The 23,452-nt window shown below is 72.9% G+C and carries 23 protein-coding genes, 1 tRNA gene and 1 pseudogene; 18 read left to right on the top strand and 7 right to left on the bottom strand.

Annotation, left to right across the window (positions count from 1 at the left end; genetic code table 11):
* The first annotated feature begins 165 nt into the window (after window positions 1–165).
* The 5 genes from ACIPXB_RS29675 to ACIPXB_RS29655 all read left to right on the top strand — a co-directional run bounded on the left by ACIPXB_RS29675 (window position 166) and on the right by ACIPXB_RS29655 (window position 4,085).
* Window positions 166–2,397: an ATP-dependent DNA helicase UvrD2 gene (locus tag ACIPXB_RS29675; RefSeq protein WP_401454704.1), complete on the top strand. Its 2,232-nt coding sequence runs from the start codon at window positions 166–168 to the stop codon at window positions 2,395–2,397.
* A gap of 164 nt (window positions 2,398–2,561) precedes the next feature.
* The gene (locus ACIPXB_RS29670; protein ID WP_401454702.1) at window positions 2,562–2,897 is read left to right on the top strand and encodes a hypothetical protein; all 336 of its coding nucleotides are present in this window, start codon (window positions 2,562–2,564) and stop codon (window positions 2,895–2,897) included.
* Window positions 2,898–3,070: 173 nt separating this feature from the next.
* On the top strand, window positions 3,071–3,439 hold the full coding sequence (locus ACIPXB_RS29665; RefSeq protein WP_401454701.1) for a WhiB family transcriptional regulator: 369 nt from the start codon (window positions 3,071–3,073) through the stop codon (window positions 3,437–3,439).
* The gene (locus ACIPXB_RS29660; protein WP_401454700.1) at window positions 3,436–3,771 is read left to right on the top strand and encodes a hypothetical protein; all 336 of its coding nucleotides are present in this window, start codon (window positions 3,436–3,438) and stop codon (window positions 3,769–3,771) included. Before ACIPXB_RS29665 ends, ACIPXB_RS29660 begins: the two co-directional genes overlap by 4 nt.
* Before the next feature lie 107 nt (window positions 3,772–3,878).
* Complete coding sequence (locus tag ACIPXB_RS29655; RefSeq protein WP_401454697.1) at window positions 3,879–4,085, top strand: hypothetical protein; 207 nt, start codon at window positions 3,879–3,881, stop codon at window positions 4,083–4,085.
* Between the two features lie 6 nt (window positions 4,086–4,091).
* Here the strand turns inward: ACIPXB_RS29655 and ACIPXB_RS29650 are convergent, their stop codons facing one another.
* Together ACIPXB_RS29650 and ACIPXB_RS29645 are read right to left on the bottom strand one after the other, a co-directional pair.
* Complete coding sequence (locus tag ACIPXB_RS29650; RefSeq protein WP_401454696.1) at window positions 4,092–5,420, bottom strand: ABC1 kinase family protein; 1,329 nt, start codon at window positions 5,418–5,420, stop codon at window positions 4,092–4,094.
* 40 nt (window positions 5,421–5,460) lie between these two features.
* Window positions 5,461–6,594, bottom strand: coding sequence for a ThiF family adenylyltransferase (locus ACIPXB_RS29645; protein WP_401454695.1), 1,134 nt, complete (start codon window positions 6,592–6,594; stop codon window positions 5,461–5,463).
* A gap of 162 nt (window positions 6,595–6,756) precedes the next feature.
* Between ACIPXB_RS29645 and ACIPXB_RS29640 the strand changes: the two genes are divergently transcribed.
* From ACIPXB_RS29640 to ACIPXB_RS29625, 4 genes are all read left to right on the top strand, one after another.
* Window positions 6,757–7,296: a M48 family metallopeptidase gene (locus tag ACIPXB_RS29640; protein ID WP_401454693.1), complete on the top strand. Its 540-nt coding sequence runs from the start codon at window positions 6,757–6,759 to the stop codon at window positions 7,294–7,296.
* 111 nt (window positions 7,297–7,407) lie between these two features.
* A complete protein-coding gene (locus ACIPXB_RS29635; protein ID WP_401454692.1) occupies window positions 7,408–9,114 on the top strand; it encodes a TerD family protein in 1,707 nt (568 codons plus the stop codon).
* Window positions 9,115–9,134: 20 nt separating this feature from the next.
* Complete coding sequence (locus ACIPXB_RS29630) at window positions 9,135–9,815, top strand: AIM24 family protein (protein ID WP_401454810.1); 681 nt, start codon at window positions 9,135–9,137, stop codon at window positions 9,813–9,815.
* Window positions 9,816–9,832: 17 nt separating this feature from the next.
* Entirely contained in the window at window positions 9,833–10,588 is a 756-nt protein-coding gene (locus ACIPXB_RS29625; RefSeq protein ID WP_401454690.1) for an AIM24 family protein, read from the top strand.
* 122 nt (window positions 10,589–10,710) lie between these two features.
* Here ACIPXB_RS29625 and ACIPXB_RS29620 read toward each other — a convergent pair whose 3' ends face one another.
* Window positions 10,711–11,235, bottom strand: coding sequence for an NUDIX hydrolase (locus ACIPXB_RS29620; RefSeq protein WP_401454688.1), 525 nt, complete (start codon window positions 11,233–11,235; stop codon window positions 10,711–10,713).
* Window positions 11,232–12,653 (bottom strand): zinc-dependent metalloprotease, encoded by a 1,422-nt coding sequence (locus ACIPXB_RS29615; protein WP_401454686.1) that lies wholly within the window; start codon window positions 12,651–12,653, stop codon window positions 11,232–11,234. Before ACIPXB_RS29615 ends, ACIPXB_RS29620 begins: the two co-directional genes overlap by 4 nt.
* A gap of 191 nt (window positions 12,654–12,844) precedes the next feature.
* On the opposite strand from ACIPXB_RS29615, the gene ACIPXB_RS29610 reads away from it, so the two are divergent.
* The 4 genes from ACIPXB_RS29610 (at window position 12,845) to ACIPXB_RS29595 (ending at window position 16,184) form a co-directional block, all read left to right on the top strand.
* Complete coding sequence (locus tag ACIPXB_RS29610; protein ID WP_401454685.1) at window positions 12,845–13,999, top strand: SDR family oxidoreductase; 1,155 nt, start codon at window positions 12,845–12,847, stop codon at window positions 13,997–13,999.
* Between the two features lie 173 nt (window positions 14,000–14,172).
* Complete coding sequence (locus ACIPXB_RS29605) at window positions 14,173–14,634, top strand: molybdenum cofactor biosynthesis protein MoaE (RefSeq protein ID WP_401454682.1); 462 nt, start codon at window positions 14,173–14,175, stop codon at window positions 14,632–14,634.
* 116 nt (window positions 14,635–14,750) lie between these two features.
* The gene (locus ACIPXB_RS29600; RefSeq protein ID WP_401454680.1) at window positions 14,751–14,960 is read left to right on the top strand and encodes a hypothetical protein; all 210 of its coding nucleotides are present in this window, start codon (window positions 14,751–14,753) and stop codon (window positions 14,958–14,960) included.
* Window positions 14,961–15,095: 135 nt separating this feature from the next.
* Window positions 15,096–16,184, top strand: coding sequence for a PDZ domain-containing protein (locus tag ACIPXB_RS29595; RefSeq protein ID WP_401454678.1), 1,089 nt, complete (start codon window positions 15,096–15,098; stop codon window positions 16,182–16,184).
* 101 nt (window positions 16,185–16,285) lie between these two features.
* On the opposite strand, the gene ACIPXB_RS29590 is transcribed toward ACIPXB_RS29595, so the two are convergent.
* Window positions 16,286–16,852 (bottom strand): PPA1309 family protein, encoded by a 567-nt coding sequence (locus ACIPXB_RS29590; protein ID WP_401454677.1) that lies wholly within the window; start codon window positions 16,850–16,852, stop codon window positions 16,286–16,288.
* A 126-nt stretch (window positions 16,853–16,978) separates the two neighbouring features.
* On the opposite strand from ACIPXB_RS29590, the gene ACIPXB_RS29585 reads away from it, so the two are divergent.
* From ACIPXB_RS29585 to ACIPXB_RS29575, 3 genes are all read left to right on the top strand, one after another.
* Window positions 16,979–19,879: a UPF0182 family protein gene (locus ACIPXB_RS29585; protein WP_401454807.1), complete on the top strand. Its 2,901-nt coding sequence runs from the start codon at window positions 16,979–16,981 to the stop codon at window positions 19,877–19,879.
* Window positions 19,880–19,937: 58 nt separating this feature from the next.
* Window positions 19,938–20,011 (top strand) — tRNA-Met (locus ACIPXB_RS29580).
* 228 nt (window positions 20,012–20,239) lie between these two features.
* A complete protein-coding gene (locus ACIPXB_RS29575; RefSeq protein WP_401454675.1) occupies window positions 20,240–22,081 on the top strand; it encodes a tetratricopeptide repeat protein in 1,842 nt (613 codons plus the stop codon).
* 400 nt (window positions 22,082–22,481) lie between these two features.
* Here the strand turns inward: ACIPXB_RS29575 and ACIPXB_RS29570 are convergent, their stop codons facing one another.
* Both ACIPXB_RS29570 and ACIPXB_RS29565 read right to left on the bottom strand, forming a co-directional pair.
* Window positions 22,482–22,901, bottom strand: a complete 420-nt coding sequence (locus ACIPXB_RS29570; RefSeq protein ID WP_401454674.1) for an FAD-dependent monooxygenase — start codon at window positions 22,899–22,901, stop codon at window positions 22,482–22,484.
* 12 nt (window positions 22,902–22,913) lie between these two features.
* Window positions 22,914–23,048 (bottom strand): hypothetical protein, encoded by a 135-nt coding sequence (locus ACIPXB_RS29565; protein WP_401454673.1) that lies wholly within the window; start codon window positions 23,046–23,048, stop codon window positions 22,914–22,916.
* On the opposite strand from ACIPXB_RS29565, the gene ACIPXB_RS29560 reads away from it, so the two are divergent.
* Together ACIPXB_RS29560 and ACIPXB_RS29555 are read left to right on the top strand one after the other, a co-directional pair.
* Window positions 23,049–23,192: a hypothetical protein gene (locus ACIPXB_RS29560; protein ID WP_401454823.1), complete on the top strand. Its 144-nt coding sequence runs from the start codon at window positions 23,049–23,051 to the stop codon at window positions 23,190–23,192. It abuts the gene before it with no gap.
* Window positions 23,193–23,385: 193 nt separating this feature from the next.
* Window positions 23,386–23,445, top strand: a pseudogene (locus ACIPXB_RS29555) (hypothetical protein); the annotation flags it as partial.
* Between the last annotated feature and the right edge of the window lie 7 nt (window positions 23,446–23,452).

Here is a 23,452-nt window from a genome sequence, read left to right as displayed (position 1 = left end):
GGGGGTCGTGGTACGTCCTACGGGTCGAACGTACGACTCCGCTCGGACATTCCCGCACCCCCACCGAACGCCTCCGGCACCCCCGCCCGACCCGCCTCCGGCACCCCCGTCCGACCCGCTCCCGGTTTCCCCGCCCGACCCGCCGGACCCGCCCGGCGCATTCGTATGACAGACGCCACCCCCTGTGGACAAGGTTCCCGTCCGGCCCACCCGACCTGGCAGCATGGCGGGGTGACAGCAGCAACGCACTCCTCGGACTTCCCGCCCGTCGCAGACTCGGCCGACGCGGTGCTCCTGGGCCTGGACCCGGAGCAGCGCGAGGTGGCGACGACGCTGCGCGGACCCGTGTGCGTGCTGGCCGGAGCCGGCACGGGCAAGACGCGCGCGATCACCCACCGCATCGCCTACGGGGTCCGTTCGGGCCAGCTCATGCCCGCCAGTGTGCTGGCCGTCACCTTCACCAACCGCGCCGCCGGCGAGATGCGCGGCCGGCTGCGCACCCTCGGCGCGGGCGGAGTCCAGGCGCGCACGTTCCACTCCGCCGCGCTCCGCCAGCTCCAGTACTTCTGGCCCCGCGCGATCGGCGGCGAGATGCCCCGTCTCGTCGAGCGCAAGATCCAGCTCGTCGCCGAGGCCGGCGCCCGCTGCCGCATCCGCCTCGACCGCGGCGAGCTGCGCGACGTCACCGGTGAGATCGAGTGGGCCAAGGTCACCCAGACCGTCCCCGCGGACTATCCGGCGGCCGCCCTGAAGGCCGGCCGCGAGGCCCCGCGGGACATGGCCGAGATCGCCCAGATCTACGGCACGTACGAGCAGCTCAAGCGCGACCGCGGCATGATCGACTTCGAGGACGTGCTGCTCCTGACCGTCGGCATCCTCCAGGACCGGTACGACATCGCCGACCGCATCCGCGCCCAGTACCAGCACTTCGTCGTCGACGAGTACCAGGACGTCAGCCCGCTCCAGCAGCGCCTGCTGGACCTGTGGCTCGGCGACCGGGACAGCCTCTGCGTCGTCGGCGACGCCAGCCAGACCATCTACTCCTTCACCGGCGCCACCCCCGACCACCTGCTGAACTTCCGCACCCGCTTCCCGCAGGCCACCATCGTCAAGCTGGTCCGCGACTACCGCTCCACCCCGCAGGTGGTCCACCTCGCCAACGGCCTCCTCGGCCAGGCCCGCGGCCGGGCCGCCGAGCACCGCCTGGAGCTGATCTCGCAGCGCGAGCCCGGACCCGACCCGGTCTTCGCCGAGTACCCCGACGAGCCCGCCGAGGCCGAGGGCGTCGCCCGCCGCATCCGCGACCTGATCGCGGCCGGCGTCCCGGCCGGCGAGATCGCCGTGCTCTACCGGATCAACGCCCAGTCCGAGGTCTACGAGCAGGCCCTCGCCGACGCCGGCGTGCCCTACCAGCTGCGCGGCGCCGAACGGTTCTTCGAGCGCCAGGAAGTGCGCGGCGCCATCCTCACCCTGCGCGGAGCCGCCCGCTCCGGAGCCAACGACCCGCTGCTCGAGGACGTCGTCGAGCTGGCCGCCCAGGTCCGCGCCGTCCTCAGCGGCAACGGCTGGACCCCGGAGCCGCCCGCCGGCTCCGGCGCGGTGCGCGACCGCTGGGAGTCGCTGGCCGCCCTCGTCCGGCTCGCGGAGGACTTCGCGCGCAGCCGCCCCCGCGCCACCCTCGCCGACCTCGTGGTCGAGCTCGACGAGCGGGCCGCCGCGCAGCACGCCCCCACCGTCCAGGGCGTCACTCTCGCCTCCCTGCACGCGGCGAAGGGCCTGGAATGGGACGCGGTGTTCCTGGCCGGCCTCACCGACGGCATGATGCCGATCACCTACGCCAAGACCGACGACCAGGTCGAGGAGGAGCGCCGGCTGCTCTACGTCGGCGTCACCCGCGCGCGGCAGCACCTGACCCTCTCCTGGGCCCTCTCGCGGGCTCCGGGCGGCCGTGCCTCCCGTCGGCCCAGCCGGTTCCTGAACGGCCTGCGTCCGGGCTCCTCGCCCGCCGCCGCCCGGTCCGCCGCCGCGGGCGAGCGCGCCGGGCGCACGCGCGGGCGCCGCGGGCCGGTGCTGTGCCGGGTCTGCGGCAAGACGCTGACCGAGGCGGGCGAGCTGAAACTGATGCGCTGCGAGGACTGCCCGTCCGACATGGACGAGGGCCTCTACGAGCGGCTGCGGGAGTGGCGGGCCGTGCAGGCGAAGGAGCTCGGGATGCCCGCGTACTGCGTCTTCACGGACAAGACCCTGATGGCCATCGCCGAGGCCGCGCCCGGCGGGGACGGCGAGCTCGCGATGATCTCGGGAGTGGGTGTCCGCAAGCTCGAGCGGTACGGGGCCGATGTCCTGGCCATCTGCGCAGGTCAGGAGCGCGAGGGGGAGGAGCGGGACGACGCGTAGAAACTCGTCGGAAAAATAGTTTGCGCATGCCCTGCGGATCCCCATAGGTTCTTAACCACGAGAACAGCGGCTTCTTTGAAGCCCTGTTGTCGTGCTGTACTTATCCGAATACACGGGACAGGCCCACCAGCCCGTCCCCGAGACGCCGAGAGGAGGCGAGACCAGTGACCAGCTTCATGACCACCACCAAAATGACCGATCGCTCGGTCGCCGCTTCCTGCACCCTCGGCTCCACCCTGCTCGCCGCGTCCGCGCTCTCCCTCCGGGGTACCGGTCTGTCCACGATTTCCGTCGACAGCCCCGCCGTCCTGGCGACCCTGCCCGTGCGTGAGCGCAATGAGCGACCGACCCAGGCACCGGTGGCAGGAATGGAAGCCCAGGCGCACGCCTATGGCTTCGCGGCAGCCGGTGCCGGATTCAAGACGCAGCAGACGACGAAGCACCAGCACGACCTGATGTGGGCCTTCCGCGGGCTCGAACCCTGGAGTGATCCAGCCTGATCCGACGATCAGGCCGGCGCCTTCAGGGCCGCGGAACCCCACCGGGATCCGCGGCCCTTCTGTTTGTCCCCGACCGGGGACGACGGAGCGAAGGGGCCTCGGGACTGGCAAGACCAGGTACCAGCCACCCCGGCCGACCGGCCGGAACGAATCAGACGAGGAACGAAACCACCGTGCAACTCGAAGCGCACGCCCCGTCCGTACCGCAGAACCGAACGATCGCCCCGCCCGCAGTCCCGGAGGACTCCACCTTGACTCCGCTCACCGCGCTCACCGCGCTCGACGACGCCATCGAGAACCTCGGCGTGCCCGTCCCGTGCCGTACCTACGACCCGGAGGTCTTCTTCGCGGAGTCCCCGGCCGACGTCGAGTACGCCAAGTCCCTCTGCCGCACCTGCCCGCTGGTCGAGGCCTGCCTCGCCGGAGCGCAGGAGCGCCGTGAGCCCTGGGGTGTCTGGGGTGGGGAGCTCTTCGTCCAGGGTGTGGTCGTCGCCCGCAAGCGGCCGCGTGGCCGTCCGCGCAAGAACCCGGTCGCGGTATGAACGCCACCGGATTCGGAACCATCGACCGCCCTCTGACGCACGACCCCCTGAAGCAGGCCCTCATGACCCCCGCACTGATGAGCGAGCAGCCGTCCGGCTCCGCCACCGAAGACTTCATCACCACCGGCGCGATCACCTCGCGTCAGAACAGGACCCGCGAAATGCAACTCATTCCAGAAGCCCTGGCTCGCGCCCATATGGCCGACCGCATGCGTGAGGCCGAAGCCGGGCGCCGCGCCGCGCGCCTGGTCGCCGCCCGCCGCATGCAGCGGCGAGCCGAGCGCGTCTCGCTGCGCGCCCGTCGTGCGCTGGCCATGGCCGTCATGCACTGACAGCTGAACCAGGAGTACCAGCTGTCCCCGGGGGGACCGGTCCGAACAGACCGGTCCCCCCGGTGCGTTGCACCGGCCCGCACCCCCCGCGGCGATATCGTCTGGAGGTGGACCAGCCGACCCCCCGCCCCGCGCCCCCGGACTCCGCCCCCCGGACCGTCGTCTGCGCACGCTGCGGCACCCGTTCCCCCGAGGGCCCGCCGCCCACCTGGACCTGTTCCGTCGAGAACGGCACCCGCCAGTACTTCTGCGTCGACTGCGCCCGGGCCAACCTGCGCGCGATCGAAGGACGCCTCGACTCCTCCTGGTGGTGAGGCCGGTCAGTCCTCCGGCAGGAACCCCGGCAGCCAGGCCTCGAGTTCCTCACGCAACCGGACCGTTGCCCCGAGCTGACACAGGACACCGATGGTGCTCAGCGTCACGCGGTGGATCAGCAGGTAGGACGGCGGCAGGTTGATCATGCGCCCCAGCTGGTGGGCGGGGGAGCGGGGATCGGCTATCCGGGCGGCCTGACCACGGATCCAGCCGCGCGAGAAGGTGAACTCCTCCGCGTCGGCCGGTTCGATGATCGGCGCGAGGTAGTCCAGGACCGCGCTCGGTTCGAGCTCGACCGTCTCCTTCACGAAGCCCTCGGCGCACAGGTGGCCGTAGACCCCCTCCGCGTCGCCCTCCAGGGTCATCCGCAGCGCGCGGCCGATGGGCGCCGGCAGCCCGCCGGGCAGCCGGTCGACCGTGCCGAAGTCCAGGACTCCCAGCCGTATGTGGCCCTCCGGCCCGGTCACCAGACGGAAGTTGCCCGGATGTGGATCGGCGTGCAGCAGCCCGGTGCGGGCGGGCCCCGAGAAGAGGAACCGGGCCAGCAACTGGCCCGCCCGGTCCCGCTCCTCCTGGGTGCCGTCGGCGATGATCTCCGACAGCGGGGTGCCCTCCAGCCACTCGGAGACCAGCACCTGGTCCCCCTGGTGCACGACATCCGGAACGATCACATCCGGATCGCCTTGGAACTCCTCCGCGTGGATCCGCTGGGCCTCCGCCTCCAGTTCGTAGTCGAGCTCCTCCGTGACCCGGTCCCGCATCTCCGTGATCAGCGGCTTGATGTCCATGCCCGGGACCAGCGGCCCCAGCAGCCCCGCGAACCGGCCCAGCTGCTTCAGGTCCGACAGCAGCGCCTCACCGGCCCCCGGGTACTGGATCTTGACCGCCACCTGCCGCCCGTCGTGCCACACCGCCCGGTGCACCTGCCCGATCGACGCGGCCGCCGCCGGCTTGTCCTCGAACTCCTCGAACAGATCCCGCCAGTCCTCGCCGAGCCGCTCCGCCAGCACCTGGTGCACGGTCGCCGCCGGCAGCGGCGGCGCCGCCTCCTGCAACTTGGTCAACGCGGCCCGGTACGGCCCGGCGATCTCCTCCGGCAGCGCCGACTCGAAGACCGACAGCGCCTGCCCGAACTTCATGGCACCGCCCTTGAGTTCGCCGAGTGTGCGGAACAACTGCTCGGCCGTGCGCTGTTGCAGCTCGCGCGCCACTATCTCCGCCGACTTGCCCCCGATCCGCTTGCCCAGTCCCCAGGTGGCCCGGCCCGCGATGCCGAGCGGCAGCGCGGCCAGCTTGACGGTACGGGTGACCGCCTTCCGGGGTAGATCAGACATGCGCCCTCCAAGTCCCAGACTGCCTCGCCGCAAGCGGCAGTTACCCGGCCATTGTGTCCTGCGTCTCCCGCCGGGCGGTGGAGTCCCCCTCCTGGGCCCGCGCCGCCCCGCACGCGCACTCCGGGTGCCCGCCCACCAGCGCGCTCTCCCAGTGCAGTCCCGGCAGCGCGGCCTCCCACCGCGCCCCCGTCGAAGCGGGCAGCTCCCCGTCCAGGAACGCCAGCGCGTGCGCCGCCGCCAGGCCCGCCACCGCCGCCGCCAGCCCCAGGTCGCAAGCCGGCGACCCACGGCGCCGGTGCGCCGACCGCCATTGCACCAGCATCCGCGCCCACCCCGGATCCCGCGCCACCCGCTCCCGCTCCATGCACCCCGCGCACCCCGTGGCACCCGGCAGCACCAGCGGCCCCACCACCCCCGTCCCCTCCAGCACGCCCGCGTACAGATGGGGGGTGCCCGTCTCGATCCAGTCCGAAGCGCTCTCCGGGTCCGGCGCCCACGCCCCCAGCCCGTCCCGCGGCGCGACCACCACCAGCGACAGCCCCGGCTCGGCCCCCGGACCCTCCTCGGCCCGCGGTGCCCGCCCCGGAGCCGCCGCCCGCACCACCGCCCCTGCGGCCTCCGCCCGCAACCGGCCCACGCTCTGCGGCCCCAGCCCGCCCGGCGCCACGTCCCCCGCCTCCACCCGGCCCCCGTCCAGCACGTCCACCCGGCCCACCCCCGCCCCCGCCAGCACCGCCGCGATCTGTGCGCCGACCCGGCCGCTGCCGCGCACCTGCACCCGTATCGCCCGGCGGGCGGCCATCCCCCGCAGGTCCCCTCCGGGCGCCGGCCGCACCAGGGAGAGCGAGCCCAGGTCGGGCCCCAGCCGCTCCAGCACCTCGGGGCGCCGGCGCAGCGCCTGGGCCCGCGCCCCGCCCGCCGTCGCGTCGTCGATCAGCCCGGCCGCCGCCAGCCGCCGCACCAGCTCGTCCGCCTGGCCCGGCGGCAGCCCCAACGCCACCGCGTCCGCCCGGAGCAACTCCATCCCCCGGGTCCCGTCGATCCGGTCGATCAGCGACCCCGTCGCCGTGTCCACCGGACCGAGCACCACCGCATGCGCGGGAGTCACCCCGAACTGCACCGTCTGCAGATCCCGCCACGCCCGCGCCAGCGCCGGCTTCACCTTCGGATACATGACCGTCCCCCGTTCTCCGCCATCTCGCCGGCCGCCCTCGCGGACCCGCATCAGCAGAATGCCCCCACCTCCACGACCTCCTCGAAAGTTGTCCACAGGCCGCGCCCATTTGTGATACGAGATGGCGGGACTTCGGTCAGGGCCACCGGGTACCGTCGTGGCGTGTCCGCCGAACCATCGCCCCGCGCCGTCGAAGTCCGCCGGAGCGCACGCCGCCGCAGGACCGTGTCCGCCTACCGCGAGGGTGACCGTACGGTCGTGCTCATCCCTGCCCGGATGTCCGAGGCCGAGGAGCAGCGCTGGGTGGGCGTCATGCTCGACAAGCTGGCCGCGCAGGAGAGCCGGCGGACCCTCGGCGACACGGAACTCACCGAACGCGCCGACCGTTTGTCCGAGCAGTACTTCAGCGGCCGCGCCCGCCCCCGCACCGTCCGCTGGGTCACCAACCAGAACACCCGCTGGGGATCGTGCACCCCGGCCGAGGGCAGCATCCGGCTCTCCCACCGCCTGCAGGGCATGCCGGAGTACGTCGTCGACTACGTGCTGCTGCACGAGCTGGCCCACCTGCTGGTGCCCGGCCACGGCCCGCGGTTCTGGCAGCTGCTGGAGGCCTACCCGCGCACCGAGCGGGCCCGCGGCTACCTGGAGGGCGTGGCCGCCGCCGACCGGCTGCCCAAGGTCCCGGCGGCGCGCGAGGAGTGAGACTCCTTCGTGACATGTACCGGGTTCGTACCGGGCTTGGCTCGATGTCATCGATTGCCGTTAGCCTGACGAGCACGCATTCATCGTCGGGATGGGGGACGGTCGTTACGTATGGCCAGGGAATTCCAACGCGGCCACAAGGCCAAGATCAGTGATCTCACGGCAGGTACTGATCTGTACGTCGGCGTGCAGATCTCCGGCCCGGGGATGACCTTCGACATCAGCTGCTTCGGCCTCGACGCCGACGAGCGGTTGTCGGACGACCGCTACTTCATCTTCTTCAACCAGCCCAAGTCGCCGGAGGAGTCCCTCCAGCTGCTGGGCGCACAGGCCGGTGACAGCGAATCCTTCCGGGTGACGCTGGACCGCATCCCGGCGCACATCCACAAGCTGTCCTTCACCGCCACCATCGACGGCGCCGGGCAGATGTCGCAGATCGGCCCCGGCTACATCCGCATCGTCGCGGGCGGCGAGGAGGTGGTCCGCTACTCCTTCACCGGCTCGGAGTTCACCACCGAGCGCGCCGTCATGCTCGGCGACTTCTACCTCAAGGACGTCTGGCGCTTCGCCGCCGTCGGCCAGGGCTTCGACGGCGGCCTGGAGGCCCTGCTGAAGAACTTCGGAGGCGAGGTCGCCGAGGAGGAGGCCCCGGCCGCCGCCCCGGCCGTCCCGCCGCAGGCCGCGACCCCGTCGTTCGCGCCGCCAGCCTTCGCCGCCCCGCCCGGTGGGGCGCCGGCGCCCGCGGCGCCGCCCGCTCCGCAGCACCACACGCCGCCGGCCCCGGCTCCGTACGCGCCGCCGGCCCAGCCGGCCCAGCCCGTGCACACGGCGCCGACCATGGCCGCGCCCCTCGCCCCGGCGCCCGCGCCCGCCCCGCAGCACACGCCGCCGCCACCGGCCCCGGCTCCGTATGCCCAGCCGCAGGCACCACAGCAGCCGCAGGCTCCGTACGGCCAGCCGCCGCACGCCCCGCAGGCCCCCTACGGGCAGCCGCCGCAGCCCTCGTACGGCCAGGTGCCCGGCCAGCCGCCGGCCCCCGCGCCGTACGGCCAGGCCCCGCAGGCACCGCACGCCGCGCCGTACGGCCAGCCCCCGCAGGCCGCCCCGTACGGCGGCCAGCCGCCGGCCCCGGGCCTCGCCCCGCAGGCACCCGCCGCCCCCGGGCTCACCGCCGCCCTCCAGGTCTACAAGGAGACGCCGACCGGCGCCCGCTGGACCCCGCAGAACCAGCAGCTCATGCGCGTGGACCTGTCGATGGGCGGCCAGCCCGTCCTCGCCCGGCAGGGCAGCATGGTCCTCTACCAGGGCAAGGTCGACTTCAGCTACAAGGGCGCGGGCTTCGCCGGCCGCATCGTCGGCAACGCCACCGGCCAGGAGATGCAGCTGATGCGCTGCACCGGCCGCGGCCAGGTCTTCCTCGCCGAGAACGGCGCGCACCTGCACGCCATCGAGCTCCAGGGCGACGCCATCTGCGTCTCCGCCGAGAACGTCCTCGCCTTCGACGAGAGCCTCCAGCACGAGGTCCGGCGCATCGAGGGCCACGGCATCCCCGGCGGCGCGCTGTTCACCATGCAGTTCCAGGGCACCGGCACGGTCATCGTCAAGACCCACGGCGTCCCGGTCGTGCTGCCCGTCACGCCCACCACCTTCGCCGACAGCAACGCCATCGTGGCCTGGTCCGCCGGCGCACAGGTGATCATCTCCAGCCAGGTCCGGCTGCGGCGCAACGCCTACCCCGGCCACAGCGGCGAGACCGTGAACCTCCAGTTCCGCGGCGCGCCCGGCAACTTCATCGTCGTCCAGCCCTACGAGGTCTGAGGGAGCCCGTCATGAACGCAATGAACCAGCAGCTCGCGGGCTACGCCCCGACCCCCGCCGCGGCGCGCATGGAGAACCACGGCCGCGCCATGCTCAAGGTCGCCATGCAGACCGGCCACGACCTCTTCGCACGCACCGGATCGATGGTCGCGTACGAGGGGTTCGTGCAGTACGAGCCCAACCCGCCCGCCGTGCGCCAGATGGCCTCGCAATGGCTCACCGGCGAGGGCGCCCCGCTGATGAAGTGCACCGGCGACGGCCTGCTCTACCTCGCCGACTACGGCGCGGACGTCGTCGTCATCAACCTCAACAACGACGCCCTCTCCGTCAACGGCACCAACCTCCTCGCCTTCGACGCCCACCTCCAGTGGGGCGTCGAGCGGGTCAAGGGCATGGCCAAGTTCGCCGGCCAGGGCCTGTTCAACGTGCAGGTGGCCGGCACCGGCTGGGTCGCCCTGACCTCGCGCGGCACGCCGATCGTCGTCGACTGCGGCCGCGGCGACGACGAGACGTACGTCGACCCGGACGCCCTCGTGGCCTGGTCGCCCAACCTCAAGGTCAAGGGCAAGCGCAGCTTCAAGGCCTCGTCGATGATCGGCCGGGGCAGCGGGGAGGCCTACCAGATGGCCTTCTCCGGCCAGGGCATCGTCGTCGTACAGCCGAGCGAGGACAGCACCGACCGGCTCCGGGCCCGGGGCTGAGGGGGAGCGGACAGATCATGCAGAGCGCACTTTTCAGCCACACCGAGCAGCAGTCCCAGGACCGCTACGTGATCCAGAACCCGCAGCTGCTGCGGGTCTCCCTGACCGGGCAGGACGACGTCCTCGCCCGCAAGGGCGCCATGGTCGCGTACCAGGGGCTGATCGACTTCGACGGCGAGTACCAGAGCGGCAACCAGCGGCGCGCCCGCAGCCGCACCGGCGAGGGCCTCGACCTGATGCGCTGCTCCGGCCAGGGCACCGTCTACTTCGCCAACCTCGCGCAGAACGTCCACGTCGTGGACGTCGACCAGGAGGGCCTGACGGTGGACAGCGCCTACGTCCTGGCCCTCGACTCCACGCTGCACACCGAGGTCATCGCGGTCGACAGCCAGTACGGAATCTCCGGCTCGGGCAAGTACCAGCTGAACATCAGCGGCCGCGGCAAGGTCGCGCTGATGACCTCCGGCCAGCCGCTGATGCTCCAGATCACGCCCGACAAGTACGTCAACGTCGACGCGGACGCGATCGTCGCCTGGTCCACCTCGCTGCGCGTGCAGATGCAGGCGCAGACCCACTCCAGCGGGGTGTGGCGGCGCCGCGGCAACACCGGCGAGGGCTGGGAGCTCAGCTTCCTCGGCCAGGGCTTCGCGCTGGTCCAGCCCAGCGAGCTGCTGCCGCCGCAGAACGCCCAGCTCGGCCAGGGCCTCGCCGCCCAGTACGGCGTGGGGCAGCAGGGCGCCCACGCGCAGAACCAGAACAACGCCTGGAACTAGCCGGACGGTCCGGGTAGGACAGGCCGGGTACGGCGAGGGGCGGTCCCGCATCCATCGATGCGCGACCGCCCCTCGTGGCTTTCGCCGGACGCGACGCCGTCAGGGCCTGTCCGGCGGCAGGCTCACAGCCGCGCCCGCGTCGCCTCCAGCAGCCGGACGACCGAGGTGTCGGCCACGCCCGCCACCTCGTCGTACGCGAACCAGCGCAGGTCCAGCGACTCGTCGCTGATCTCCGCCACCGCCTCCGCCGGAGCGAGCGCCGCGTACTGCACGTCCAGGTGCCAGTTGCAGGGGGCCGGGATGGGGTGCCGGTCCAGCCGCACCGGTCCGCCCGGCAGCAGCGCCAGCCCCGCGGCGATGCCCGACTCCTCGCGGGCCTCGCGCAGCGCGGCCCCCGCCAGGGCGGTGTCCTCGGGCTCGCAGTGCCCGCCCATCTGCAGCCACATGCCCAGCTTCTTGTGCAGGGTCAGCAGCACCCGCCCGCGCGCCGGGTCGATCACCAGCGCGCTGGCGGTGACGTGGCCGGCCGAGCAGGGCTTGTAGACCCCGTCCGGGTGTGCCGCCAGGTGCTCCAGATACGCGTCACGGAGCTCGGGCTGGGCCTCGTACGCCTTCAGTACCAGGACCGCGTCCTCGTGCAGTGTCACTTCTGCTCGTCGCCCTTGCCCTCGTCGCCGCCCTCGTTGCCGCCCTGGTCGTCGCGCTTCTGCGCCGCCTCGCCGAGCATCTTGTCGATCTCGGAGAAGTCGAGCTGCTCGCGGTGCACGAAGCCGTCCGGGTCGTCCAGGTCGGACGCGGTCGGCAGCATGTCCGGGTGCTCCCACAGCCCGTCGCGCCCGTCCACGCCGCGCGCGTCGGTCAGCGACGCCCACAGCCGCGAGGCGTCCCGCAGCCGGCGCGGCCGCAGTTCCAGGCCGATCAGCGTGGCGAAGGTCTGCTCGGCCGGACCGCCCGAGGCGCGCCGCCGGCGCAGGGTCTCGCGCAGCGCGTCCGCCGAGGTCAGACGGGGCTTGGCGGCCTCGTGCACCACGGCGTCCACCCAGCCCTCGACGAGCGCGAGCGCGGTCTCCAGGCGGGCCAGCGCGGCCTTCTGCTCCGGGGTGTCCTGCGGCTGGAACATGCCGCCCTGGAGGGCCTCCTGCAGCTGCTCGGGGTTGCTCGGGTCGAGCTGGCCGACCACGTCCTCCAGCTTGGACGTGTCGACCTTGATCCCGCGCGCGTAGCCCTCGACCGCGCCGAACAGGTGCGAGCGCAGCCACGGCACGTGCGCGAAGAGCCGCTGGTGGGCCGCCTCGCGCAGGGCGAGGTAGAGCCGCACCTCGTCGGAGGGCACGCCCAGGTCCTTGCCGAAGGCCTCGATGTTCAGCGGCAGCAGCGCCGCCCGCCCGGCCGGCCCCAGCGGCAGGCCGATGTCGGTGGAGCCGACGACCTCGCCCGCGAGCACGCCCACGGCCTGGCCGATCTGCTGGCCGAACATGGCGCCGCCCATCGAGCGCATCATGCCCAGCAGCGGGCCCGCCATGGCCTGCATCTCCTCGGGCAGCACCTGACCCATGGCGGCGCCGACCCGCTCGGCGACCGGGTCCACGAGCTCCTTCCACACCGGAAGGGTCGCCTCGACCCACTCGGCGCGGCTCCACGCCACCGCCGTGCCGGCGCCCGAGGGCAGCGAGGTCACCCCGTCCAGCCACAGGTCGGCCAGGCGTACGGCCTCCTCGACCGCCGACTTCTCGGCGGGGCCGACGCTGGTGTCCCTCACGCCGTCCGCCGTGCCCTGCGCGACGGTCTGGCGGGCGACGTCCTTGGCCATGTCCCAGTTGACCGGGCCGCCCTCGTAGCTGAGCATCTGGCCGAGCTGCTGGAAGGCCGCCCCGAGGTCGTTCGGGTTCATCGAGCCGAACATCGCGGCGAACGGGTTGTCGGCGCCACCGGGCATGCCCGGGCCGAAGCCGAACGGATTCGCCGGCCCGCCCTGGCCACCGCCCTGGCTGCCCTTCTTCTTGCCCTCGTCGCCGTCCTCCGGCTCCTCCGGCGGAAGGCCGAATCCGAATGGGGTGTCACTCACGGGTTTCCTCGGCTCGTAGGGCCGCCGGCGGGCGCCGGCGGGCAATGGTCCGACAACACACCCAGCGTAGACACCCCACCCGCTTCCGGGCTCGGTGCTCCGCCGGCTCCTGGGCTGCGGCAGGATGGACATCACCTGGTAGGTACGCGTCACGACGTGTGCCTACTGAAGACAACCGCTGGAGACGCCTGGTGAGTTCCCCAGATCCGCAGGTTCGCGCGGCGCACGGCGCCGGAAGCCGCCCTGATCGGCACGATCAGGCGGACGGCGTTCGCCAGCCGCGAAACCCGGCCGTGCGCGGTCCGGTCGTGGCCGTGACCGGCGCCGCCGCCGGGGTCGGTGCCGCCCTGGTGGCCCGGCTCGCCGCCTCCGAGGAGGTCAAGCAGGTCGTCGCGATCGACGAGCGGCGCGGCGACTGCGCCGGGGCGCAGTGGCACGTCCTGGACGTACGGGATCCGGCCATCGCCGAGAAGCTGCGCGGCGCGGACGTCGTCGTCCACCTCGCCCTCGACCTCGACCTGGAGACCGATCCGGCGGCGCGCACGGCGTACAACGTGCGCGGTACGCAGACCGTCCTGACCGCCGCCGCGGCGGCCGGGGTCCGGCGCGTGGTGCTGTGCACCTCCGCCATGGTCTACGGAGCGCTGCCGGACAACGACATTCCGCTGTCGGAGGAGGCCGAGCTGCGGGCGACGGCCGAGGCGACCGGCGTCGGCGACCTGCTGGAGATCGAACGCCTGGGCCGCCGGGCCCCGCGCGCCCACCCCGGCCTGAACGTCACGGTGGTCCGCCCCGCCGTCCTCGTCGGCGGCACCGACACCGCGCTGACCCGCTACTTCGAGTCGCCGCGGCTGCTGGTGGTGGCCGGGTCCCGGCCCACCTGGCAGTTCTGTCACGTCGAGGACCTGGTCAGCGCCCTGGAGTACGCCGCGCTGGAGAAGGTCGACGGCGAGCTGGCCGTGGGCTGCGAGGGCTGGCTGGAACAGGAGGAGGTCGAGGAGCTGAGCGGTATCCGCCGTATGGAGCTGCCGTCGGCCGTGGCGCTGGGCGCGGCGGCACGGCTGCACCGCATCGGCCTGACCCCGTCGCCGGCCGGGGACCTCGCGTACACGATGTACCCGTGGGTGGTGAGCGTCAGCCGGCTGCACGCGGTGGGCTGGCGGCCCCGGTGGACGAACGAGGAGGTGCTGGCGGAGCTCCTGCAGGAGGTCGCGGGCCGGCACACCGTCGCGGGCCGGCGGCTGGGGCGCAAGGACGCGACGGCCGCGGGCGCCGCGGGCGCGACGGTCGCCCTGCTGGGCGCGGCCGCGGTGGTCCGCCGGGCCCGCAGGCGGCGCGGCATCTGAGTCCCGCCTGTGCCGCCCCCGCCGCCCACGCCGCCCCGGCCGGCGCGGCGGGGGCGGCGCGGCGGCGGCACCTTCCAGCCGCGCCCCCGCCTGTAGGAGGCTCCACACGCGCTCCGGCGGCACCGGTCGATCCGGCTATTCCGGGATGCCGGGGCGTGGTGCACGATGGCGGTATGGCACCGCACTTCGACCACCCCGGTGAGCAGGCCGCATCCGACCCGATCCGGCTGCTGGACATCCGTGACGCCCCGCTCTCGCTGGACGAGGTCTTCCGGGCCGTCGGCGACGACGAGACCGGCGGGACCACGCTCTTCGTCGGCACGGTGCGCAACCACGACGGCGGGGCCGACGTCGACTCCCTCGGCTACTCCTGCCACCCCTCGGCCCTCGCCGAGATGCGCCGCGTCGCCGAGCGCGTCGTCGCCAAGTACCCCGTGCGCGCCCTGGCCGCGGTCCACCGCGTCGGCGACCTCGGGGTGGGCGACATCGCCGTCGTCGTCGCCGTGTCCTGCCCGCACCGCGGCGAGGCCTTCGAGGCCTCCCGGATGCTGATCGACGACCTCAAGCACGAGGTGCCGATCTGGAAGCACCAGCGGTTCTCCGACGGCACGGAGGAATGGGTCGGAGCGTGCTGAACGGGGCACACCGCCACCCGTACGGTCCCGCAACACGCCCTCGATTTGCGTAACCGCGCCCCGGGCCGGAGCGTTGACGTCACGAACCACACGCTCTTGGGGTAGGGAGGCAGGCCATGGCGTCACTGGCGTGGTTGCTCATTCCGCTGTTCGCCGCGATCGGGGCGGCGATATGGGGCAGCTGGGCGGCCCGCGACCGCACACAGGGGGACATATCCGAGCTCGCTGGCTACGCGCGCTTCCGCGAGGCCATGGACAGGGAAGCCACGGACAGGAACGGCCAGGCCTCCCGGGCCGCGGCGCACTCCGGTTCCGACGCCGTCTGAGGCGGTCCGAGGCGGTCCGAGGCGGTCCGAGGCGTCCGACGCGTCCCGTGAGAATCCCCTGAGAGTCCGGCGTACGGGCCCCGTACGGACCGGCCCCAGGGGTCGCTCGCCGAGGCCGTCCCGTACTGTCGAGCCATGCCACGCCGCACCGCGACGATGCTCGCCTCCACGCTCATGCTGTTCGCGCTGCTGTGCGCCGGAGTCTTCCTCAAGGTCCCGTACTCCGAGATGAGCCCGGGGCCGACGTTCAACACCCTCGGTGACTCCCGGGGCGAGCCGGTGCTGCAGATCTCGGGGCACCAGACGTACCCCACCAGCGGAAATCTGAACATGACCACGGTGCGCGTCACCGGCGCGGACTACGAGATGAACCTGCTGGAAGCGGTCCACGGCTGGATCTCGGGCAAGAACATCGTCGTCCCGCACGAGAACCTGTATCCCAACGGCAAGACCGACAAGGAATCCACGCAGGAGAACGCCGAGGAGTTCAGCCAGTCGCAGGAGAGCGCGAAGGTCGCCGCCCTCAAGCAGATCGGCATCCCGGTCACCGCGCGCGTGGTGGTCTCCTCCGTCGTCAAGGGCAGCCCCGCCGAGGGCAAGCTGCACGCCGGTGACGTGGTCAAGGCCGTCGACGGGACCGCCGTGAAGGTGCCCGAGGACGTCGCCAAGCTGGTCACCAAGCACAAGGCGGGCGAGCCGGTCGAGTTCACGGTCGTCCCCGCCAAGGACGCGGCCGCCGCCGAGAAGGCCGGCAAGGAGCCCGAGGGCAGCGAGAAGATCGTGATCAACACGGCGCCCGCCGAGGGCGACGGCCACGCGATCGTCGGCATCCGGGCCGGAACCGACCACACCTTCCCGTTCACCGTGGACATCAAGCTCACCGACGTCGGCGGCCCCAGCGCCGGCCTGATGTTCGCGCTCGGCATCGTCGACAAGCTCACCCCGGGCGAGCTGACCGGCGGGAAGTTCATCGCGGGCACCGGCACCATCGACGACAACGGCAAGGTCGGCCCCATCGGCGGCATCCAGATGAAGACCATCGCGGCCCGCGCGGCCGGCGCCCGGTACTTCCTCACGCCCGCCGAGAACTGCGCCTCGGCCGCGTCCTCCGCACCGGACGGCCTGACCCTGGTGAAGGTCGGCACGATCGACGACGCGATGAAGGCGCTCGAGAAGATCGGCAAGGGGGACACGGCCGGGCTGACGCAGTGCACGGTGAAGTAGCACGCGCGTACCGGCCGTGACCGAGGAGACCGGCCCCCCGAGGTGTCCGGCGGGCCGGGGGACCGAGCCGGCGGGCCGGGGGACCGGTCCGCCGGGCACCGTCAGGTGAAGGTCGCCGCCAGCGCCTCCGCCAGGCCAGGCACCAGCCCGGCCCCGGTCAGGACCTCGCTCGCGGAGTCCTTCTCCCGCAGCCGTACGGCCGACTCGCGCGAGCCGTCGCGCAGCACGGCCACCGTCAGGCGGACCTCCTGCCGCTCCGGGTGCCCGGCGACCCACTTGGCCAGCTGCTTGTCGTTCATCCCCGTCGGTACGGCGGCCTCCGCGGACGGCGGCAGCATCAGCCGCTCGACCGTGAGCGCGCAGCCCACGACCGAGTCGGGCCAGGCGATGGTGCCCAGGAACTTGTCCAGAGCGGTCCCGGCGGGCAGCTCGTCCTGCTCGACCGGGGTGTAGTGGGCCTTGCCCGCGTCGTCGTGGTCGGGGCCGAGCTGGCGGGCGAGCCGGGGCTCCTGCGAGCGCAGCCTGGCGGTGTCGACGAGGGCGAACAGCCGGGCGGGCCGGTCCCAGCCGAGGGTGGAGGCGTACTCGTCGATTTCGAGTACCGCACGGGTCAGCGGGCTGGCCGCCATCGGAGTGCCGGAGGGGGAAACGTTGGACATGGACAACATCCTGCCTCGTTTCCCCCGCATACCGGGAACTGACTAAGGCCTCCGTAAGTTGCATGAGTGGGCCGTACCATCAGGGCCCGCAAGCAGACACTCGCGACTTTCGAGGTGCGCACCTTGGCTTTCCAGATGCCGGACCGCGGCGGAGGCCCCTCCGGGCCACGGATCAGAGTCGGCCGCCCGTCCCGGCGCGCCCGCACTCTTCTCATGACCCTGGGCGTCCTCGCCGTCCTGGCCATGGCCTTCATCATGTTCGCGGGCTTCTGGACCGACTGGCTCTGGTTCCGCTCGGTGAAGTACTCCACGGTCTTCACCACCACCCTGTGGACCAAGATCGGGCTGTTCGCCGTGTTCGGCCTGCTGATGGCCGGTGCCGTCGGGCTGAACATCTGGCTGGCCCACCGGCTGCGGCCGCCGCTGTCGGCGATGTCGGTGGAGCAGCAGAGCCTCGACCGCTACCGGATGAGCATCGCGCCGTACAAGAAGTGGCTGCTGCTGGGCATCGCCGCGCTCGTCGGCCTGATCGCGGGCGCCTCGGCGGCCGGCCAGTGGAAGACCTGGCTGATGTACATGAACGGGGTGCCGTTCGGTACGAAGGACCCCCAGTTCAACCTGGACGTGTCGTTCTACGCGTTCGAGCTGCCCTGGTACCGCTTCCTGCTCGGTTTCGGCTTCGCCGCCGCCGTGCTCTCGCTGATCGCCGCCGCCGTCGTGCACTACCTGTACGGCGGGCTGCGCCTGACCAGCCCCGGCGCCCGCGCCACCGCCGCGGCCACCGGGCACCTGTCGGTGCTGCTCGGCCTCTTCGTCACGCTCAAGGCCGTGGCGTACTGGCTCGACCGGTACGGCCTGGCCGTGAAGTCCAGCGACTTCAAGGCGGCGGACAACTGGACGGGCCTGCGCTACGTCGACGCCAACGCCTACCTGCCGGCCAAGACCATCCTCTTCTGCATCGCCGCGATCTGCGCCGCGCTGTTCTTCGCGACGCTGTGGCGCCGCACCTGGCAGCTGCCGGTCATCGGCTTCGGCCTGATGGTGCTGTCGGCGATCCTGATCGGCGGGCTCTACCCGGCGATCGTGCAGAAGTTCCAGGTCCAGCCGAACGAGCAGGCCAAGGAATCGCCGTACGTCGAGAAGAACCTCAAGGCGACCCGGGACGCGTACGGGATCGCCGGGACCGAGGTCAAGGACTATCCGGGCGTCCCGCGGAGCGAGGACAAGACGAAGCTGCGGCAGGCCGCCGACACCACGGCCAGCATCCGCCTGCTCGACCCGAACATCGTCTCGCCGGCGTTCCAGCAGCTCCAGCAGGTCAAGGGCTACTACGCCTTCCCGTCCACGCTGGCCGTGGACCGCTACAGCGGGCAGGACACCGTCATCGGGCTGCGTGAGCTGAACATCGGCGGCATCCCGAAGAACAACTGGATCAACGACCACTTCCGCTACACCCACGGTTACGGCGTGGTCGCGGCCAAGGGCACCACGGCCGCGGCCGACGGCTCGCCCGACTTCACCCAGTCCGACCTGCCCTCCAAGGGACAGTTCGGCACGGACTTCGAGCAGCGCATCTACTACGGCGAGCAGACGAAGCAGTACTCGATCGTCGGCGGTCCGCAGAAGGAGCTCGACTACTCCGACGACAAGGGCGAGAAGGAGACGCGGTACGAGGGCAAGAGCGGCGTCAGCCTCGACAACCCGGTCAACCGCGCCGCGTACGCGCTCGCCTTCAGCGAGCCCCAGATCCTGTACTCGGGCGCCATCGGCGAGGGCTCGCGGATCCTGTACAACCGCACGCCCAAGGAGCGCGTCGAGGCCGTCGCGCCGTGGCTGACCATCGACGGCGCGCCGTACCCGGCGGTCATCGACGGCCGGGTCAAGTGGATCGTCGACGCGTACACGACGTCCAACGGCTACCCGTACGCCTCGCGCACCACGCTCGGCCAGTCGACGGCGGACTCGCTCACCAACAGCCAGCGGGCGGTGGTGGCCCAGGAGAACCAGGTCAACTACATCCGCAACTCGGTGAAGGCCACCGTCGACGCGTACGACGGCACGGTCAGCCTCTACCAGTGGGACACCCAGGACCCGGTCCTCAAGACCTGGATGAAGGCGTTCCCGGGGACGGTCAAGCACAAGGACGAGATCCCCAAGGCGCTCAAGGACCACCTGCGCTACCCGCAGGACCTCTTCAAGGTCCAGCGCGAGCTGCTGACCCGCTACCACGTCACCGACCCGCAGACCTTCCTCAGCGGCAGCGAGGCGTGGGCGGTCCCGGACGACCCGACGACCAAGGCAGGCACGGCGGTCCCGCCGTACTACCTGTCGATGAAGATGCCGGACCAGAAGGAGAAGGACCAGGTCTTCTCCCTCACCACCACGTTCACGCCGAACGGGCGGCCCAACCTGAGCGCCTTCATGGCGGTCAACGCCGATCCGGGCACGGCCGACTACGGCAAGATCAGCATCCTGAAGCTGCCGACGAGCCGGCCGGTGGACGGTCCCACGCAGGTGCAGAGCAAGTTCAACTCCGAGCCCAAGATCGCCGAGTCGATCCGTCTGCTGCGCGGCGGCGACTCCGAGGTCGAGTACGGAAACCTGCTCGCGGTGCCGCTGGACGGCGGGATGCTCTACGTCGAGCCGGTCTACGTCCGCAGCTCCGGCCTGAAGTACCCGCTGCTGCGCAAGGTGCTGGTGACCTACGGCGGCCAGACGGCCTTCGAGGACACCCTGGAGAAGGCGCTGAACGTGGTCTTCGGGGCCGAGGCGCCGACGGTGCCCACCACGCCGACCCCGCCCACGACCCAGCCGGGCGACGGCACCGCCAAGCCGCCGGTCACGCAGGACCCGACCGTCAAGGCGGCGCTCTCCGATGCGCAGAAGGCCATCGAGGACGCCGACAAGGCGCGGCAGGCCGGTGACTGGGCCGCGTACGGCAAGGCGCAGGAGGACCTGAAGGCGGCGCTGAAGCGGGCGATCGACGCGGAGGCGAAGCTGACGCCGCCGGCGCAGGCACCGAAGCCGGGCGGATAGCGGCGGCGGAAACGGATGCAAGGCTTTGTTCCGCGTCGTGATACCTTGGTTTCACCGACGCGGGGTGGAGCAGCTCGGTAGCTCGCTGGGCTCATAACCCAGAGGTCGCAGGTTCAAATCCTGTCCCCGCTACTGCAGATGAAGGCCCGGATCCTTGGGATCCGGGCCTTTGTCGTGCCTGTTGCGCGACGGTCTCGTGCCTGTGACGGGACCGGGACGGACACGGTGTCGCTGGGGCGGGTGAGTTGGGATCGCCGCGTGTTTGACTTGTCTCTCTGTGGGCATGTCGACAAAACGCTGTAGGGACGACCTCACTGGCTGCGACATACCAGGTGTACGCGGGTAGCAGGTGATGCGACGATGGGATTTATGGGGGACAGGTCAACTCTGCTGGAGACAGGGCGGTTTGTGCGGGCGGAATCCAAGGAGGCCAACGAGGCGGCTTCGGCCGTGGACACGGACAACGCACTGACCGATGCGGCGTTCGTGGACACGGTGCTCGGCGACGGCGATGCCGCCGACGCCGAGCTGGAGGCGCGCCACCGTGCTGCCGCCGACAAGGGCGACCCGGGCGCGATGAGCGTGCTCGGGGCGCTGCTGCTGCGCCGCGGGGACCTGGCGGGGGCCGAGCCGTACCTGCGCGGGGCGACCGCCGAGGGTGACCGGGCCGCCGCGAACAACCTGGGCGTCCTGCTGCACCAGCGGGGCTACCCCGACGAGGCCGCGGGCTGGTGGCGCGTCGCCGCCGTCGCCGGGTCGGCGCCCGCCGCGCACGCGCTGGGCCGGCACTTCCGCGAGCGCGGCGACGAGCCGGCCGCCGAGTACTGGCTGCGGCAGGCGGCGGAATCCGGTCATGCGCTGGGCGCGTACGGGCTGGCCGACCTGCTGGAGCACCGCGGCGACAAGGGCGCCGAGCGGTGGCTGCGGGCCGCCGCCGAGCAGGGGCACCGCGAGGCGGCGTACCGGCTCGCCCGGATCCTGCGCCGCCGGGAGCCGACCGAGGCCGAGCAGTGGTACCGGCAGGCCGCGGCGCGCGGCCACCGCCGGGCCGCCCTGCACCTGGGCGCGCTGCTGGAGGCGCGTGGCGAGCTGAAGGAGGCGGGGCGCTGGTACCTGACCTCGGCCAAGCAGGGCGAGGCCCGCGCGGCCTGCGCCCTGGGCTTCCTGCTGCGGGACGCCGGGGACGAGGACAACGCCGCCGCCTGGTGGCACCGGGCCGCCCAGGACGGCGACGGCAACGCCGCCAACGCGCTGGGCGCGCTGCACGCCGCCCGCGGCGAGACCCAGACCGCCGAGCGCTGGTACCGGGCCGCCATGGACGCGGGCGACCAGAACGGGGCGTACAACCTCGCTCTGCTGTGCGCCGCGCAGGAGCGGACGGCGCAGGCCGAGCAGTGGTACCGGCGGGCCGCGTACGCCGGCCACCGGGAGGCCGCCAACGCGCTGGCGATCCTGCTGCTGCAGGGCGGCGACGCGGCGGGGGCAGAGCCGTGGTTCTCCAAGGCGGCGGAGGCGGGCAGCGTGGACGCCGCGTTCAACCTGGGCATCCTCTTCGCCAGCCGCGACGAGGACGAGATGGCCCTGCGCTGGTACGAGCGCGCGGCCGCGGCCGGGCACACCGACGCCGCGCTCCAGGTCGGTATCGCCCTGGTCCGCGACGGCGAGGAGCAGGCCGCCGAGCGGCACCTGCGCTGCGCGGCGGGCGGGGGCAGCGCGGAGGCCGCGTTCCGGCTGGCCGCCCTGCTGGAGTCGCTGGCCCCGCCCCCGGAGGCGCCCGCGCTGGGCGAGCCGGTCGCGGGTCCGCGCAGCGAGAGCGAGGAGTGGTACGAGCGGGCGGCCGAGCAGGGCCACCGGCGGGCGCAGGTCCGGGTCGGCATGCTGGCCGCCGGGCGCGGCGACCTGGCCGTGGCGGCCCGCTGGTACCGCGAGGCGGCGGAGGCGGGCTCGCGCAACGGGGCGTTCAACCTGGGCCTGCTGCTGGCGCGCGAGGGCAGTGAGCCCGAGGCGGCCCTGTGGTGGACCCGGGCCGCGGTCGCGGGCCACGGCCGCGCGGCCCTGCGGCTGGGGCTGCTGGCGGCGCGCCACGGGGACCTGGCGGAGGCGCAGAAGTGGTGCGTCCGCGCCATGGAACTGGGCCCGTCCGAAGTGGCGGCCCGCGCGGCCCGCCTCCGCGAGGCCCTGGCGGCAGAACTGTCGGCGTAACCCGCCCCCCGGCCCGGACGCCCCTCGCTGGTCCGCCCCCCCGGGGGCGCACCCCCCGGGGGCGCACCCGCCGGGGGCGGAACCCGCCCCCGAGCGTGCCCACCCCCGGGGAACCCGCCCCCGAGCCGTACCTGCCCCTGGGGGGAACCGGCCCCGGGGGAACCCGGCCCGGGTGTGCCCACCCGGGCCGTTCTCCCTCCGGCCGTTCTCCCTCCGGCTGTTCTCCCCTCGGGCGTTCCCCCTGGCCGCACCCGCCCCGGGACCACCCCCGGGCGGAACCCGCCCCGGGCCGCTCGGTGCCCTCTCGCGGGTCGCACCCATCCCTTGTCCCCGTCTCCCGGGGGCGTTGGGGGCGGTCGTCCTGGTCCGTCCGGTTTCGCGGGGCCGGGAGTCGGTGGGGTCAGGCGGGTGGGGTGGGGAGGGGGATCACCTCGTGGGTGCAGAGCCGGCGTGTCGAGCGTTCGTAGCCGTAGCGCAGGGCCAGGGGGGAGTACGGCCTCGTGCACGCGGCGGCGCACCGGGCTCGGGGTCTTCGCGTCGCGGTTGCCGGACGCCGCGCGGAGCGTCCGGGCGAGCGCGGGCGGCGCAGCGCGTCGTACGCGGTCAGGGCGGCGGGGACCGACGGGGCCGTGGCCACGCAGCGGGCCAGGGTCACCGCGTCCTCGATCGCCATCGAGGCGCCCTGCCCGGCGCCGACGGGGTGGGCCGCGTCCCCGATCAGGACCGTCCGCCCGTCGTACCGCACCGCGACCTCGGCCAGCTTGTGCGTGAGGGTCGCGCGGTGCGTCCGCGTCGCCGCCGCGAGCAGCGCCGACGGCACCGCCTCGTGGCGCTAGAGCGCGCCCAGCGCGGACAGGGACGCCGCCGCCGGGTCCGGCGGCCGCGGCGAGGCGACCTGGGCCGACCGCCACACCGTCCCGTCCGGCGCCGGCAGGTACAGGAACGCGCCGGCCCGGGCGAGGACCATGTGGAAGGTGGCCGCGCCGACGACCAGGTCCGCGTCCGGGCCGAGGCCGGCGGGGTCCTCGACGCGCCGCCCGGTGACGGTACGGGCCCCGCCCGCCGCGCCTCCCCGCGCAGCACCTCCACCAGCCGCCCCGCAGCAGCGTGACGCGGCGCAGGCCGTCCGAGGACGGCCTGCCGCGCGGCACGACCCCCAGCGTCCGCCCCGCCGACGAGAGCATCCGCAGGTCGGTGACCTCGAAGCCGGCCGCCCGTACCGCGTCCGCGCAGCCCAGCGCGTCGAGCGCACGCATCCCGTTCACGGCGAGGCTCAGGAACGATCCCACGAGGCGGCGCGCCGGCTGTTCCTGGAGGGCGGCTACCCGAACACGAAGATCACCGGCATCACCCGGGCCGCCGGTCGCTCCA

The sequence above is a fragment of the Streptomyces sp. NPDC090022 genome (genome assembly GCF_044748145.1).
Taxonomy (GTDB): domain Bacteria; phylum Actinomycetota; class Actinomycetes; order Streptomycetales; family Streptomycetaceae; genus Streptomyces.
Note: the sequence above shows the minus strand (reverse complement) of the source record. Positions and strands in the feature narration are given on the sequence as shown.